Origin of the sequence: Pedobacter sp. ASV1-7, from assembly GCF_040203335.1 — a bacterium.
Lineage (GTDB): Bacteria > Bacteroidota > Bacteroidia > Sphingobacteriales > Sphingobacteriaceae > Pedobacter.
In genome coordinates this window covers 35,380-50,932 of the sequence record NZ_JBEHBV010000001.1, presented here as the reverse complement: position 1 = coordinate 50,932, position 15,553 = coordinate 35,380, and the positions used below count along the sequence as shown (strand labels likewise).

The 15,553-nt window shown below is 38.2% G+C and carries 14 protein-coding genes; 11 read left to right on the top strand and 3 right to left on the bottom strand.

The window, feature by feature from the left end; all coding sequences use genetic code 11:
* Positions 1–59: 59 nt before the first annotated feature.
* The 10 genes from ABDJ41_RS00225 to argH all read left to right on the top strand — a co-directional run bounded on the left by ABDJ41_RS00225 (position 60) and on the right by argH (position 10,860).
* The gene (locus ABDJ41_RS00225) at positions 60–1,280 is read left to right on the top strand and encodes an NAD(P)/FAD-dependent oxidoreductase (RefSeq protein WP_349783668.1); all 1,221 of its coding nucleotides are present in this window, start codon (positions 60–62) and stop codon (positions 1,278–1,280) included.
* 403 nt (positions 1,281–1,683) lie between these two features.
* The gene (locus ABDJ41_RS00220) at positions 1,684–2,388 is read left to right on the top strand and encodes a GNAT family N-acetyltransferase (protein WP_349783666.1); all 705 of its coding nucleotides are present in this window, start codon (positions 1,684–1,686) and stop codon (positions 2,386–2,388) included.
* A gap of 12 nt (positions 2,389–2,400) precedes the next feature.
* Entirely contained in the window at positions 2,401–3,594 is a 1,194-nt protein-coding gene (gene argG, locus ABDJ41_RS00215; protein WP_349783664.1) for an argininosuccinate synthase, read from the top strand.
* Entirely contained in the window at positions 3,584–4,555 is a 972-nt protein-coding gene (argC, locus tag ABDJ41_RS00210; RefSeq protein ID WP_349783662.1) for an N-acetyl-gamma-glutamyl-phosphate reductase, read from the top strand. The genes argG and argC overlap by 11 nt, the downstream gene beginning before the upstream one ends.
* Before the next feature lie 84 nt (positions 4,556–4,639).
* Complete coding sequence (locus tag ABDJ41_RS00205; protein ID WP_349783660.1) at positions 4,640–5,773, top strand: aspartate aminotransferase family protein; 1,134 nt, start codon at positions 4,640–4,642, stop codon at positions 5,771–5,773.
* Positions 5,770–6,732, top strand: coding sequence for a Rossmann-fold NAD(P)-binding domain-containing protein (locus ABDJ41_RS00200; RefSeq protein WP_349783658.1), 963 nt, complete (start codon positions 5,770–5,772; stop codon positions 6,730–6,732). The genes ABDJ41_RS00205 and ABDJ41_RS00200 overlap by 4 nt, the downstream gene beginning before the upstream one ends.
* A gap of 1 nt (position 6,733) precedes the next feature.
* Positions 6,734–7,522: an acetylglutamate kinase gene (gene argB, locus ABDJ41_RS00195; protein WP_349783656.1), complete on the top strand. Its 789-nt coding sequence runs from the start codon at positions 6,734–6,736 to the stop codon at positions 7,520–7,522.
* 2 nt (positions 7,523–7,524) lie between these two features.
* Complete coding sequence (gene proC / locus ABDJ41_RS00190) at positions 7,525–8,343, top strand: pyrroline-5-carboxylate reductase (RefSeq protein WP_349783655.1); 819 nt, start codon at positions 7,525–7,527, stop codon at positions 8,341–8,343.
* Positions 8,344–8,345: 2 nt separating this feature from the next.
* On the top strand, positions 8,346–9,416 hold the full coding sequence (locus ABDJ41_RS00185; RefSeq protein ID WP_349783653.1) for a M20 family metallo-hydrolase: 1,071 nt from the start codon (positions 8,346–8,348) through the stop codon (positions 9,414–9,416).
* Positions 9,417–9,528: 112 nt separating this feature from the next.
* Positions 9,529–10,860, top strand: a complete 1,332-nt coding sequence (gene argH / locus ABDJ41_RS00180; protein WP_349783651.1) for an argininosuccinate lyase — start codon at positions 9,529–9,531, stop codon at positions 10,858–10,860.
* 69 nt (positions 10,861–10,929) lie between these two features.
* Here argH and ABDJ41_RS00175 read toward each other — a convergent pair whose 3' ends face one another.
* Positions 10,930–12,507, bottom strand: coding sequence for a peptide chain release factor 3 (locus ABDJ41_RS00175; RefSeq protein WP_349783649.1), 1,578 nt, complete (start codon positions 12,505–12,507; stop codon positions 10,930–10,932).
* A 105-nt stretch (positions 12,508–12,612) separates the two neighbouring features.
* Positions 12,613–13,950, bottom strand: coding sequence for a DUF6600 domain-containing protein (locus tag ABDJ41_RS00170; protein ID WP_349783647.1), 1,338 nt, complete (start codon positions 13,948–13,950; stop codon positions 12,613–12,615).
* A 312-nt stretch (positions 13,951–14,262) separates the two neighbouring features.
* Here ABDJ41_RS00170 and ABDJ41_RS00165 point away from each other — a divergent pair, with 312 nt between their 5' ends.
* Complete coding sequence (locus ABDJ41_RS00165; RefSeq protein ID WP_349783646.1) at positions 14,263–14,973, top strand: SAM-dependent methyltransferase; 711 nt, start codon at positions 14,263–14,265, stop codon at positions 14,971–14,973.
* On the opposite strand, the gene nadD is transcribed toward ABDJ41_RS00165, so the two are convergent.
* The gene (nadD, locus tag ABDJ41_RS00160) at positions 14,970–15,542 is read right to left on the bottom strand and encodes a nicotinate (nicotinamide) nucleotide adenylyltransferase (RefSeq protein WP_349783644.1); all 573 of its coding nucleotides are present in this window, start codon (positions 15,540–15,542) and stop codon (positions 14,970–14,972) included. The genes ABDJ41_RS00165 and nadD overlap by 4 nt on opposite strands.
* Between the last annotated feature and the right edge of the window lie 11 nt (positions 15,543–15,553).

Here is a 15,553-nt window from a genome sequence, read left to right as displayed (position 1 = left end):
TATAGGTTTCATTGTGTTAGGTAAATATATGCAAACAGATTGAGTTGTTAAGTGTTGTAATGGCAAAATTCAAAATTATGGATGTACGTTCGAATGAACCTTTCTGGTTAGTTAAAAATGGAATAAAACATTCTTATCCTTCTTTAAGGGAAGATTTGGATGCAGATCTGTTAATCGTTGGAGCTGGGATAACAGGAGCCTTAATGGCTCATGCAGCAATAAAGAAAGGTTACAAGACAATATTGATTGATAAAAGAGATGTTGCAAACGGGAGTACATCTGCAACAACTTCTATGTTACAATATGAAATAGATGTCCCTCTTTATAAGCTGAAAAAATTGATTGGGGAGCAGGGGGCAATTGCGAGTTATATTGCTTGCCGGGATGCCATTTATCAATTGGAAGATTTGGTGGGGGAGATTGGGTCCACCTGTGGATTCGAGAAAAAGGAGTCTGTTTATTTTGCCGGTAACAGTAAAGATGTAAAATGGTTAAAAACGGAATACGAAGCTCGTCTGTCTTCAGGCTTTGATGTGAAGTGGTTAGATAAAGAGCTATTGGCTAGTACTTATGGACTACTGGGAGCAGGAGGTATATTGTCGGCAGATGGGGGAAGTGTCGATGCTTTTTGCCTGACTCATGATTTGTTGCATTATAATATGGGAAGGGGTTTAAGGATATTTGATAAGACTGAGCTGAGGAAAGTTAAGTATGAAAAGAGTGGTGTTCGAGTATTGATGCAAACAGGAGCGGAAGTTTCCGCTAAAAAAATCATTTATTGCACGGGCTATGAAAGTCAGGGGATGTTGCCTGATAAAATTGTGAATTTGAAAAGTACTTATGCGATGATAAGTGAAAAGGAGGATAAGCATCCTGTTATTTGCGAAAAAACATTGTTTTGGAATACTGATGAACCCTATCTGTATTTGCGTACTACAGAGGATGGGCGACTACTTGTAGGTGGGGAGGATGTTGACTTCAAAAATGCGATAAGGCGCGATTTATTGCTTGGAAAAAAGAAAGACAGACTGGTAAAAACGCTGAAAAAATATCTTCCTGATGTTGTTTTTATTGAAGATTTCTGCTGGTGTGGGACTTTCGGGGAAACAAAAGACGGGCTTCCTTATATTGGTGCTCATCCGAAATTTCCAGACAGCTATTTCCTTCTGGGTTTTGGGGGGAATGGGATTACTTTTTCGGTCTCAGGTGCTGATATGATTATTGCGTTGATGGAAGGAAGACCAGAACTATTGTCGCATTATTTCAGGTTTGGACGTTAAATTAAAACCGGTTTTTTATTATCAAAATTTAAAGTACTTTTTCTAAATGACTGTTAATGGCTTTTTTATCATAAAAATCAACTGAAAAATGTAAAAAAATGAAAAACGTATTGCACAACTCAATATTTATTTAAACCTTTGCGCCTCAACTCATTCAAATAATTATTATACACAGAAAATGATCAAGCACGCAACGCATAAACTTTCTATTGTTGAAGCAAAGAATATTGCTTCAAGGAGTCTGTTTATTGAACGTTTACAACCCGTGTTTTTTGTGACTACGAACCGGCAAACCTATACGCCGCGGATCTGAGTAAATCCCTTTTACCAGGTCATTTACGAAGAGGATTGCCTCTCAAAAAACAATTAATCAGAACATTTATATTTTTTCGTTATCATATTAATGAATATAAACGATTTTATAGTGCAAGTTGCACTTCCTGAACATCGTGTCTTTGCAGAAGAAATCTGTGAAGAAATGGCTGAATCAGCCAAAGCACGAGGTACGGGTATCGCTAAACGCTCTCCGGAGTATGTAGCAAATAAAATGGTCGATGGCAAAGCAGTGATTGCTTTTCATAAGGATGGCTCATGGGCAGGATTTTGCTATATTGAAACCTGGAGTCATGGTCAGTTTGTTGCGAATTCAGGACTAATTGTTAGCCCTAAATATCGCAAAGCGGGTTTGGCCAACGCCATTAAGCACAAAATCTTTGACCTTTCGCGACAAAAGTATCCAAAAGCAAAAATATTTGGTTTAACGACTGGATTAGCTGTAATGAAGATTAATTCTGATCTTGGTTATGAACCTGTCACCTATTCAGAGCTTACACAGGATGAAGAATTCTGGAAAGGCTGTCAAAGTTGCGTGAACTTCGAAATCTTGAAAATGAAGGAACGTAAAAACTGTATGTGTACAGCTATGTTGTACGATCCGGTTCAGCAGAAGCATGAGGTGGCAAAGAAGTTTGCCGAAGAATTGCATAAAAAGCCTAAGCTATATGAGCGTTTTATGCGCATAAAGCAAAGGTTGGTACTCAAGTCAAAGCCCCAAGGTAAAAAGGGATTGAAAGCCCTGTTTTTAATGTTTAGTGTTTTATTTAAATAGCTGTTATATAAGATGAAGAAGAAAGTTGTTTTAGCGTTTAGCGGAGGTTTGGATACCTCGTTTTGTTGTATTTATCTTGCTCAAGATCGCGGACTTGAAGTACATTCTGTAATTGTAAATACAGGAGGTTTTTCTGATGAAGAGCTTCAAGAAATAGAAAAGCGTGCTTATGCTCTTGGTGTAGCTTCTCATGCTGTAGTTGATGAAACTACAAACTATTATAACGGCTGTATTAAATATCTGGTTTTTGGTAATGTTTTGAAAAATGCAACTTATCCACTTTCTGTGAGCGCAGAACGTGTAAGTCAGGCAACTGCAATAGCCAACTATGTGAAAAAGATTGGTGCAGATTATGTTGCTCATGGTAGTACTGGTGCTGGTAATGATCAGGTGCGTTTTGACATGATTTTCAATACCATCATCCCTAATGTGGAAATCATTACACCAATAAGAGATATGAAACTATCCCGCGAAGCAGAGATAGAATATTTAAATGCCCATGGTGTGGAATATAGTGCAGAAAAAGCAAGATACTCAATCAATAAAGGTTTATGGGGAACTTCAGTTGGTGGAAAAGAGACATTGACTTCTCATGAAACTTTGCCTGAAGAAGCATGGCCAACACAAGTCACCGAAATCAATTCACGTAAAATGGAACTTACTTTCGAAAAAGGTGAAATTGTAGGTGTTGATGGCGAAATATTAGATCCTGTTACTGCTATTCAGAAACTACAGGCTATTGCTCAACCATATGGTATTGGTAGGGATATTCATGTTGGTGATACTATAATTGGTATCAAGGGACGTGTAGGTTTTGAAGCAGCAGCCCCAATTGTGATTATCAAGGCACATCATACGCTTGAAAAACATACATTAACCAAATGGCAACTTTCTTGGAAAGAGCAATTGTCTACTTTTTATGGCAACTGGTTACATGAAGGTCAGTTCCATGACCCAATCATGCGTAACATTGAGGCTTTCTTAACGGATACGCAGAAAATGGTTAGTGGAAAAGTATTTGTTGAGTTGTTGCCGTACCGTTTTAATATCATTGGTATTGAGTCTGAACACGACTTAATGAGCAATAAGTTTGGTAGCTATGGGGAAATGAACAATTCATGGAGTGGCGATGATGTAAAAGGTTTTTCAAAGATTTTTGGCAACCAGGTGATGATCTGGCATAAAGTGAATGATAATGAACATTAAAGCAGGTATAATTGGTGGTGCTGGTTATACAGGCGGCGAAATGATCCGCATCTTGATTAACCATCCATCCGTAGAAATTAAGTTTGTACATAGCAACAGTAATGCGGGTAACCTAATATCTTCTGTACATGAAGATTTGTTTGGGGATACTGACCTCCGTTTTACGGATGAGCTTTCTAACGATGTTGATGTATTATTTTTATGTGTCGGACATGGAAATGCAAAGAAATTTCTGGAAGAAAATCAAATTGATAAATCCATTAAAATTATCGACTTAAGCCAGGACTTCAGGTTGAAAGCTAATTCGGGTAACAGTTGGGTTTATGGCTTGCCGGAATTGAATCGTGAAAAGATTAAAGCTGCAAGCTATATTGCTAATCCAGGTTGTTTTGCTACTTGTATTCAATTAGGCTTACTTCCATTAGCAGCAAAGGGCTTATTAAAAAGTGAAGTACATCTGAATGCTACCACAGGCTCTACTGGAGCGGGACAAGGATTATCTACTACCTCGCATTTTAGCTGGCGTAACAATAATCTTTCTGTGTATAAAGCTTTTGATCATCAGCATTTGAATGAAATTGGAGAAAGCCTTAAACAGCTTGATCCTACTTTTGATGAGGTCTTAAACTTTATTCCTCAACGTGGTGATTTTACAAGAGGAATTTTAGCTGCAATGTACCTGGAAAGTGATTTGACTGCTGAGGAAGCACAAAAGATTTATCAGGATTATTATGAATCACATGTTTTTACGCATGTGAGCAAAAAGAATATTGATTTAAAACAGGTTGTTAATACCAATAAGGCATTGATTCATGTTGAGAAACATGGTACTAAGCTGTTTATTGTAAGTATTGTAGATAACCTTTTGAAAGGTGCGAGCGGACAAGCTGTACAGAATATGAATTTAATTTTTGGATTAGAAGAGGGTACAGGACTACGGCTTAAAGCGTCGGCGTTTTAATTAAACCCGATGCGCAATAGCCTAACATTGCTGGAGTAAATCAGCATTTTATCCATTATCTATTCACCATTTAAAAAATTAAAAATGAACTTATTCGACGTTTATCCACTTAATGATATAGAAATTACCAAAGCATCCGGAAGTAAAGTATGGGATGCAAATGGACAAGAATATTTAGACTTATATGGCGGTCATGCCGTTATCTCTATAGGTCATACCCACCCACATTATGTTGCTCGTTTAACTGACCAGCTAAACAAAGTTGGATTTTATTCTAATTCTGTTAAAATCCCGTTACAGGTTGAGCTTGCAAAAAAGTTAGGGGAAGTATCTGGCAAAACAGATTATCAGCTTTTTCTATGTAATTCTGGTGCCGAAGCAAATGAAAATGCACTAAAATTAGCTTCTTTTTACAACGGCAGAAAGAAAGTAATTGCATTTAAAGGAGCTTTTCATGGCAGAACATCTTTAGCCGTTGCCGCAACTGATAATCCTAAAATCGTTGCGCCAGTAAATGAAACTGAAAATATTATTTTCCTTCCACACAATGATGAGGCCGCTTTGGCGGAAGCATTTGGGACCTATGGAAATGAAATTACTGCTGTAATAATCGAGGGTATACAAGGTGTTGGGGGAATTAAAGAGGCTTCGGTTAGCTTCTTGCAAAAAATCCGTTCACTTTGTGATCAATACAATGCGGTATATATTGCAGACAGTGTGCAATGCGGTTATGGTAGAACAGGTTTGTTTTACTCCCATGATTATGCTGGGGTGGATGCCGATATTTATACTATGGCAAAAGGAATGGGTAACGGCTTTCCTATCGCAGGGATTTCAATAGCTCCTAAACTTAAGCCTTGGCATGGTATGTTAGGGACTACTTTTGGAGGAAATCATCTTGCATGTGCAGCTGCATTAGCCGTATTGGAAATCATTGAACAAGATAATTTGCTGAAAAATGCAGAAGAGATAGGGGCTTATCTGATAGATGAGCTTAAAAAGATAGAAGGAATCAATGAAGTGCGTGGACGTGGTTTGATGATTGGTATTGAGCTTCCTGAAAATCAATCCAATGTGAAAAAAGATCTTCTTTTTAAATATAAAATATTTACAGGAGAGGCAAAACCTAACGTAATCAGACTACTGCCTGCTTTAAATTTAACTAAAGATCAGGCAGATCAATTTTTAAACGACTTTAAAACCGCTTTAAAAGCATGAACCAGTTCACTTCAGTAAATGATGTGCAAGACATCAGCCAATTGGTAAAAGACGCATTGGCACTTAAAGAAAGCCCATATGCTCATCAGCATCTGGGAAAGAATAAGACAATAGGCCTTGTTTTTTTAAACCCTAGTTTACGTACGCGTTTAAGCACCCAAAAAGCAGCCCTAAATTTGGGGATGAATGTGATGGTGATGAACATGGACAAAGAAGGTTGGGCACTGGAAACTCAGGACGGAGTGGTTATGAATGGCTCAACTGTAGAGCATATCCGGGAGGCTGCCGCTGTAATGGGGCAGTATTGTGATATTCTTGGCTTACGTTCATTTCCTAAACTGGTAGATAGGGATGAAGATTATAATGAAGATTTCTTCAATAAATTTATAGAATTCTGTAAAGTGCCAGTAGTAAGCCTTGAAAGTGCTACACGACATCCTCTGCAAAGTTTAGCAGACTTGGTAACGATCAAGGAAACATGGAAAGGTACTGCTAAGCCTAAGGTTGTTTTAGCCTGGGCCCCACATATTAAAGCATTACCACAAGCTGTGCCGAATTCTTTTGCAGAGTGGATGTGTAAAGCACAAGAAGAGGGAATGCTTGATTTTACCATTGCGCAGCCTGAAGGTTACGAATTGAATGAAGACTTTACGCCAGGAGCATATATTACACATAATCTGGATGAAGCTTTAGCAGGTGCCGATTATATTTATGTAAAAAACTGGTCGAGCTATAAAGAATATGGTAAAGTCCTTCCTTTTCCTGAAGGATGGATGCTGAATAACGATAAGTTAATGGAGACAAATGATGCAAAAGTAATGCATTGCTTGCCGGTACGTCGTGATCTGGAGCTTTCTTCGGAAATATTAGATGGGCCAAATTCACTTGTTATTCATGAGGCAGGAAACCGTTTATGGGCTGCACAAGCAGTATTAAAGCAGCTATTAGAAAAATTATAATATGAAGAAGCTAAGTGTAATTAAAATTGGGGGAAATGTTATTGATAACTCGGAAAAGCTGCATCAGTTTTTGCTGGACTTTACAGCAATCCCTGGAGATAAGATTTTAATTCACGGTGGTGGAAAGATTGCTACAGAACTGGGTGTTTCACTCGGAGTTGAAGCAAAAATGGTTGATGGGAGGAGGATAACCGATATTGAAACACTTCGGGTGGTAACAATGGTGTATGCCGGCTTGATCAATAAAAATATGGTAGCTCAGTTACAGGCTAAAGGCTGTAATGCTATCGGTCTTACAGGGGCTGATGGAAATGTGATTAAAGCAGTTAAAAGGCCAGTAAAGGATATTGATTATGGTTTTGTTGGTGACCTGGAAGCATCATCAGTTTCTTCAGAAACTTTAAGTAGCTTATTGAATGCCGGATTGGTGCCTGTTTTTTGTGCCATAACGCATGATGGAGATGCTCAACTGTTAAATACAAATGCGGATACAATTGCTTCTGCAGTGGCTGTTGCAATGTCTTCTACTTATGATACTTCTTTGATTTATTGTTTTGAAAAAAGAGGGGTAATGCGTGATATTGATGATGATCATTCATTGGTAACTGAGATCAGGATGGAGCAATTTGAAACATTAAAAGATGAAGGTGTGGTTTCGGGCGGAATGATCCCTAAATTGCACAATGCATTTGAGGCGATTAAAAGTGGAGTATCGACAGTATATATTGGTAAAGCAGATGAATTACCTCAAATTAGCGGAAATAATTTCGGAACCAGATTAATCAAGTAAATATGAACAAGTTTAAAGGCAGAATCGCCATTTTGGGAAGTGGAAACATAGGTATTTCTTTAGCCAAAGGATTGGTTAAATCTAACTATGCTGAACCGGGACAAATTAGTTTAACAAGAAGAAATATTTCTGGATTGAGTAATCTTGCTGAACAGGGATTTGTAGTAAGCAATGATAATGCTGCAGTAGTTGCTGGTGCTGATATTGTTGTTTTAGCGGTATTGCCACAACAATTGAATAGTTTACTTTCGCAAATAGAGCAGGTTGTTGATTCAAGTAAACATGTGTTTATTTCTGTTGCTTCTGGCGTAAGCTGTTTAGATATTCGCAGTAAACTTGGAGAAGAGGTACAGGTGGTTCGTGCAATGCCAAATACTGCAATAGCCATCGGGCAATCCATGACTTGTGTAGCTACGGACAATGCAACAACAGAAAACGTGGAAGAGGTAACTCGCATGTTTGAAACTGTTGGTTCAGTCGTTAAAATCAATGAAGATCTGATGACGTCTGCAACGGCATTATGTGCATGTGGTATTGCATTCTTTTTAAGAGCAATCAGAGCTGCCTCTCAAGGTGGTGTTGAAATTGGCTTTCATGCAGATGAAGCTTTAAAAATGGCGGTACAAACAGCTAAAGGTGCTGCTGATTTATTGTTGTTGATGCAGTCGCATCCAGAGCAGGAAATTGATAAAGTAACATCGCCTAAAGGGTGTACCATTGCAGGATTGAATGAAATGGAACATAATGGATTTAGCTCTTCTTTAATAAAAGGGATTAAGCTCTCGGCAACTAAAGCAGGAGCTTTGTATACAAACGAATAACTATGACAATCGATCAACTGCAAAAGGACAGTTTAGAATTGTTGAAACAATTAATCAGCATTCAGTCCTTTAGCAAAGAAGAAGAGAAGACTGCTGATGCTATTGAGCATTTTTTACAAGAACGGAATGTTAAAACAAATCGTAAGTTGAATAATATATGGGCTTACAATAAATGTTTTGATGCTACTAAGCCTACTTTACTTCTAAATTCACACCATGATACAGTTAAGCCAAATTCAGGCTATACGCGCGATCCTTACGAGGCAGCTGTTGAAGATGGCAAATTGTATGGATTAGGCAGTAATGATGCAGGAGGATGTCTGGTTTCGCTAGTTGCGACATTTCTTTACTATTATGAGGAAGAAGGATTAAGTTATAACATTTGTCTGGCTACTACTGCAGAGGAGGAGATATCTGGAAATAATGGGTTGGAATGTGTGCTTCCTGACCTTGGTGAACTAGAATTCGCCATCGTAGGTGAGCCAACACAGATGAACCTGGCTATTGCTGAGAGAGGATTGCTCGTGCTTGATTGTACTGCTCATGGGAAAGCGGGGCATGCGGCCCGTGAAGAGGGAGACAATGCCATTTATAAGGCATTGAAAGATATTGAATGGTTCAGAAGTTATCGATTTTCAAAGGTGTCTGAAATGTTTGGCCCGTTAAAGATGTCTGTAACTATCATCAATGCTGGTTCTCAACATAATGTTGTACCTGCAACCTGTACTTTTACAGTTGATGTCAGAGTCACTGATGCCTATACAAATGAAGAGGTATTGAAAATCATCAGAACTAATGTAGATTGTGATGTAAAACCGCGTTCAATAAGGCTAAAACCATCATCTATTGATAAAGAACATCCCATAGTGCAGTCAGGCCTGAAATTAGGACGTACTACTTATGGTTCTCCTACTACTTCTGATCAGGCTTTACTGAATATTCCTTCCTTAAAAGTTGGACCTGGAGATTCAGCAAGGTCGCATATGGCTGATGAGTACATTTATACGAGGGAGATTGAAGAAGGCATTGAGCTTTATATAGCAATGCTAAAGCCTGTAGTTCAGGGTAAATAGAATTATTTTAAGATAAATTGACACATGAAACCTGCATAAGCTTACCGCTTGCAAAATACAATGAATAAGCTTTGCAAGCTTCATAACCATAAAAAAATCAAATTATATACTGATGAAAATCTGGCAAAAAAACATTGATGTAAATAAGGATATAGAAACCTTTACGGTAGGTAAAGACAGGGAGCTGGATTTACAGATGGCTGCTTTTGATGTTCTAGGATCACTAGCCCACGTTGAGATGCTGGAAAGTATCGGCTTGCTTAAAGCCGATGAACTTGCCGAAATTCAAAAGGAACTAAAAAATATATATAAAGAGGTAGCAGCTGGAAAGTTTGTTATAGAAGATACAGTTGAAGATGTACATTCTCAGGTAGAATGGTTGTTGACACAGAGGATAGGCGAAGCTGGTAAGAAAATACATAGCGGACGTTCACGCAATGACCAGGTTTTAGTTGATCTGAAATTATATTTCAGAAGCTGTATTGAGGAAATGGTAGGGAATACTAATGTTCTATTCGGGCAGCTTATTTCCTTAAGCAATATTCATAAAGATAAGTTACTACCAGGATATACTCATTTACAGATAGCAATGCCGTCATCTTTTGGATTATGGTTTGGTGCATATGCAGAGAGTTTAGTTGATGATATGGAAATGATGCTGGCTGCGTGGAAAATCTGCAATAAGAACCCATTAGGTTCTGCTGCAGGCTACGGATCTTCTTTCCCTTTAAACAGAACAATGACCACACAATTACTTGGATTTGAGCGATTGAATTATAACGTCGTGTATGCACAAATGGGAAGAGGCAAGACAGAGAGAACACTGGCTCAGGCAATGTCTTCTGTTGCTGCATCGTTAGCAAAAATGGCAATGGATGTTTGTCTGTTTATCAATCAAAACTTCGGATTTATTAGCTTCCCTGACGAATTGACAACAGGATCTAGTATAATGCCACATAAGAAGAACCCAGATGTGTTTGAGTTGATTCGTTCACGCTGTAATAAGATACAGGCTTTGCCAAATGAGATTGCGCTAATGACTACGAATCTCCCTTCAGGTTATCACCGTGATTTACAGCTATTAAAAGAAAACCTTTTTCCTGCTATCACCTCTTTAAATGAATGTTTGGAAATGACAACTTTCATGCTGCAGAATATTAGCATTAAAGATGCTATTCTTGACGATAAAAAGTATGCCTATTTGTTTAGTGTGGAAGTGGTGAATGAACTTGCACTTAATGGTACTCCTTTTAGAGAGGCTTATAAAATAGTTGGGGAATCAATTGATAAAGGCACATTCAAGCCAGGCAAATCAGTAAGTCATACTCATGAGGGCAGTATTGGTAACCTTTGTAATGATGAAATTGAACATATGATGACCGAAGTGCTGTCTCAATTTGGATTTGAAAAAACACATAAGGCAATAGCATCATTGTTGAAATAAGTATCTTAAAAGAGAGAGAAATATAGTATGCGAAGGCCCTGTATCAATTGATATAGGGCCTTCTTTATATTAAAACTCTGAGGTTTTGTGAAACTCAATATCAGGATAATCCCGCATAGTCATATTAATCATAAACTCATTATCTGCAAGGTAAACAGGGTTTCCATCTTTATCTGTACCAATATGAGCCTGTTTTCTTTTCAGAAATTCTGCAAGTTTGGTTTTGTCTTTTGCTGTTATCCAATTTGAACGGGTGTAACTAAGCATTCTAAAAGCTGCTTTTGCACCATATTCGTGCTCCAGACGGAAAGCAATTACTTCAAATTGAAGATCTCCAACAGCACCAACAACTTTTCGGTTTCCAGGTTGCATAATGAACAATTGTGCCACACCTTCTTCTGTAAGCTGTTGTATGCCTTTTTCCAGCTGTTTAGTCTTTAGCGGATCTCTGTTCTCTAATTCCTTAAATATTTCAGGAGAGAAGCTCGGAATGCCTTTAAATTGAAGCTTCTCTCCCTCAGTAAGTGTATCTCCTATTTTAAAGTTTCCGCTGTCATAAAGCCCTACTACGTCTCCTGGCCAGGCTTCTTCAACAATACTCTTTTCATTGGCCATAAAATCCATCGGGTTGGAGAATTTCAATTTCTTTTCCTGACGGGTATGATAATAGAATTTATTACGCTCAAATTTGCCTGAGCAAACTCTCATAAAGGCAATTCTATCACGATGCTTTGGGTCCAGATTGGCATGTATTTTAAATACAAAACCAGAGAAATTTTTTTCTCCGGCATCTACTTCACGTTCTTCAGCCTCACGCCCTCTTGGGCTTGGGGCAATATTGATAAATGTATCTAGAAGTTCCTTGATTCCGAAGTTATTGATTGCACTTCCAAAAAATACAGGGGCCAATAAGCCTTCTGTATACATACTTTTGTCTAACTCTCCATAAACTCCCTCTACCAACTCCAAATCACCTTTTAAATTATCAAGTTCTTTAGGCTTCAAGAAATTGGTTAGGTTTTCATCATTCAAATCATTCACCTCAATAACTGGCTCTGTGATTTTAGATTTGTCAGATTTAAACAGATTTAGATGTCTATTGTATATACTGTATACACCTTTAAAAGTGTGTCCCTGACCAATGGGCCAGGATAAAGGACAAAGACTGATATTTAATTTACTTTCTATCTCTTCAAGTAAATCGAATGCATCTTTACCTTCTCGATCCATTTTATTGATAAAAATGATGACCGGTGTATTTCGCATTCTGCAAACAGACATTAGTTTCTCCGTTTGTTCCTCAACCCCTTTTACACAGTCAACAACAAGGATAACACTATCTACAGCCGATAAAGTACGATAAGTATCTTCAGCAAAATCTTTGTGACCAGGGGTATCTAGAATATTAATGCGTTTATCGCCATATTCAAAGCCCATCACAGAAGTTGCTACGGAAATCCCACGCTGTTTTTCTATTTCCATAAAATCGGAAGTATTGCTTTGGTTTGCCTTATTTCGTTTTACTGCTCCGGCCGTATTGATGGCACCTCCAAATAGCAGGAACTTCTCTGTTAAGGTTGTTTTGCCAGCATCGGGGTGACTGATGATGGCGAATGTTTTTCGTTTTTCTATTTCTGGATGAATCATAAAGAATTAAGCCTGTTCGCTTGATGCGGCTGCAAAGATAATTATAATATATAAAAGAAAAACCGGCGATTATAATCGCCGGCTTTCCAGAATTAGCATGGTTTATTAACCTCTTTCGCCACGACTAGGTCTTGAATTTTCTGATCTTCCTCCACCTTGGTGACCTCTCCCTTCGCTACTTCTTGAAGGTTGTACACTTTGAGGGGCACGCTCAGGTCTTTGCATTTGTGGCCTCTGCATAGGGGCTGGTCTGCTTTCCTGACGTTGAGGTTGCATTGGCCTAGACTGCTGTGTTGGCATTTCGGGCCGTTGCGCACGTTCAGGACGTGTGGTTCTCTCATTACTACGGTCTGATCTTTCTCTACGTTCAGGTTGTTGCTGAGGGAATGTCGGATTTTGTTCAGGCCTTTGGGCAGGTGTTTCTCTCGGTGTACTTACTCTTTCAGGTCTTCCAGATTGATTCCCTGTACGATCACGAGACTCTGTTCTTGAAGGTCTTGAATTGTTATCAAACGTTGGTCTGCCTGCTTCTGATCCAGAGTTAACATTAGGTCTATTTTCTCTTGAAGGTCTCATATTCCCCGTATTATTATTATTATTATTCCCTTGATTATCTCCTCTTGAAGGACGATAATTAGAGTTTCCACTTGAATTTCTATCCGGCCTTGCAGTAGTATAACCTTCACCTCTTATTGCTTCTCTAGGCCTAGCATTTACATTCGTATTACCTCTGCTTGGTCTGGGTGTATAGATATTTAAGTTGTTACCACTGATATTGCTCCTACTTGGTCTGGTTGTATTGTTTACATTGTAAACTCTTACATCTTGTCTTGTTGCACGTCTAATATCATCTGCTCTGGGACCAGTATAATATGAACGTCTGTTATTTACATAAGTATTGTTGATGATTGTGGTATTATGAATGATAGTGACATTCCTGCGGGAATAATACCTAGGGAAACTATCGTAATAAATATTCCTTTGAGGAACAAATACCCACCATAGATCCGGAATGTTAAAGTTAATATTTACATTCATTCCAGGTCCCATCGGTGCCCATCCATAATATCCACCACCAGTTCTCCAGCTTACCCATGCTGGTCCCCATGTTGTATCAGGAATCCAAACCCATTGACTGTAGCGGTTGTATACCCATCTTCCGTAATGGAAAGGAGCCCAGCCCCAATCATAATTAGATACCCAGGTATTTCCATATTCAGTCATAGCCCAACGGCCATTTGTGTAATAAGGTCTGAAGTCGCTTTGTTCTACATCTGGTCTCCATACGTAGCCGTATTGAGGATCCTGAATCCAGGTTCCGTAAGGAGATAGCTCATCGTAAAACGACTGTAGTGATATGTCATCGTCTTGAGCTACAGCTTTTTGTGTGCTTCCGGTTAGCATGAGCAGTAGCCCAAGCAGAATAGCCGGTAATTTGATCATGTTTTTCATTTTGTGTGTATTAAATTTACCTAACGTTTTTATTCTATCAATTTGAGTTCCAAAACTTGTAAAAAGTTTAATATGTCTGCTAAAATATTACAATGCAGTGTTGTTTTGTCGCCAAATAAAATTTGTTTAATAGATTTATGTGGCAATTTTAATTAAACTGGCACTATACAACTATTGTTTTCTTGATGATAATAACGTAATAATTTGTTAAGATGGCATACCTGTAACACTATTTATATAAGGGATTATGTGCTTTAGCGCAAATAATTCTGCTATTTTTGTTATTTAAAATCATAATTCAGAATGACAAAAGGTACACTGTTTTTAATTCCTGTTCCGCTGGCAGATAATGCTGCTCAAAAATCTTTTACTATTTTTTTGGGTGATACCATTAATTCTATAAACACATATATTGTTGAAAATGAGAAAACAGCAAGAAAGTTTCTTAAGGAGGCTGGAATAAAAATACCTCAAAGTGAGCTTGTTATTCATGATTATGGGAAACATAAGCGTAATGAGTCTATGGTGCCCTACTTTAAAGAGCTGATGACAGGCAAAGATGTAGGGTTGATGAGTGAGGCAGGTTGTCCGGGGATAGCTGATCCTGGAGCCGAAGTTATTCTGGAAGCTCATAAACGCGGAATTAAAGTGGTGCCCCTTGTGGGGCCAAGTTCCATCCTGCTGGCACTTATGGCTTCAGGTTTTAATGGGCAGAGCTTTACCTTTAATGGTTATTTGCCTATTGATAAAGTAGAAAGAGGGAAAAGAATTAAGGAGTTAGAAGCTTTGGCACAAAAGAATAAACAGACGCAAATGTTTATTGAGACCCCTTTCCGTAATAATCATCTTTTTGAAGATATTCTGAAAAATACAGCGGCTCAAACACTGCTTTGTGTTGCCTGTAACCTAACCGGAGAAGATGAATTTGTTAAAACTATGTCTGTAGGACAATGGCGTCAGGAACGTATTGATCTTCATAAGAAGCCAACTATATTTTTGATTTATAGAACTTAACGATACATGTTTTTGCTGTCAATAAATGACAAGACATTATCAGGAACAAAGTATTGTACGTTTTTTCCTGCAGCAATTCCTTTTCGAATGAATGTTGACGATATATCCATTTGTGGGGTCTGAGTAATGATAACGGAAGGATGGTTAATCCATTCTGATACGTCGATGCCCGGTCTAGGATAAACATAGATTTGGTAATTCTTTAAAATTACTTCGTAATTTTTCCATTTTTTAAAGGAAGTCAGGTTGTCTGCCCCCATAATTAATGCGAATTCTTTACAAGGGTATTTCTCCTGTAAATAGGCCAAAGTATCTATTGTATAGGAAGGTTGAGGCAGATTAAATTCAATATCACTGACTTTAATCTGCTCAGATGTTTCAGTAGCCAGCCTGGCCATTTCCAGCCTGTCATACATATTGGAAAGGCTGCTTTTATTTTTTAAAGGATTATGTGGAGAGACCACAAGCCATACTTCCTTTAAGCCTGAAAAACCAGCCATATAATTTGCTATAATTAAATGGCCAATATGTATGGGATTAAAAGAGCCAAAGAAAAGTCCGGTTTTCATCTGTCAATCGG

Coding starts and splice junctions, on each gene's coding strand:
- ABDJ41_RS00225 (WP_349783668.1), top strand. CDS start 60: ATGGCAAAATTCAAAATTATGGATGTACGTTCGAATGAACCTTTCTGG.
- ABDJ41_RS00220 (WP_349783666.1), top strand. CDS start 1,684: ATGAATATAAACGATTTTATAGTGCAAGTTGCACTTCCTGAACATCGT.
- argG (WP_349783664.1), top strand. CDS start 2,401: ATGAAGAAGAAAGTTGTTTTAGCGTTTAGCGGAGGTTTGGATACCTCG.
- argC (WP_349783662.1), top strand. CDS start 3,584: ATGAACATTAAAGCAGGTATAATTGGTGGTGCTGGTTATACAGGCGGC.
- ABDJ41_RS00205 (WP_349783660.1), top strand. CDS start 4,640: ATGAACTTATTCGACGTTTATCCACTTAATGATATAGAAATTACCAAA.
- ABDJ41_RS00200 (WP_349783658.1), top strand. CDS start 5,770: ATGAACCAGTTCACTTCAGTAAATGATGTGCAAGACATCAGCCAATTG.
- argB (WP_349783656.1), top strand. CDS start 6,734: ATGAAGAAGCTAAGTGTAATTAAAATTGGGGGAAATGTTATTGATAAC.
- proC (WP_349783655.1), top strand. CDS start 7,525: ATGAACAAGTTTAAAGGCAGAATCGCCATTTTGGGAAGTGGAAACATA.
- ABDJ41_RS00185 (WP_349783653.1), top strand. CDS start 8,346: ATGACAATCGATCAACTGCAAAAGGACAGTTTAGAATTGTTGAAACAA.
- argH (WP_349783651.1), top strand. CDS start 9,529: ATGAAAATCTGGCAAAAAAACATTGATGTAAATAAGGATATAGAAACC.
- ABDJ41_RS00175 (WP_349783649.1), bottom strand. CDS start 12,507: ATGATTCATCCAGAAATAGAAAAACGAAAAACATTCGCCATCATCAGT.
- ABDJ41_RS00170 (WP_349783647.1), bottom strand. CDS start 13,950: ATGATCAAATTACCGGCTATTCTGCTTGGGCTACTGCTCATGCTAACC.
- ABDJ41_RS00165 (WP_349783646.1), top strand. CDS start 14,263: ATGACAAAAGGTACACTGTTTTTAATTCCTGTTCCGCTGGCAGATAAT.
- nadD (WP_349783644.1), bottom strand. CDS start 15,542: ATGAAAACCGGACTTTTCTTTGGCTCTTTTAATCCCATACATATTGGC.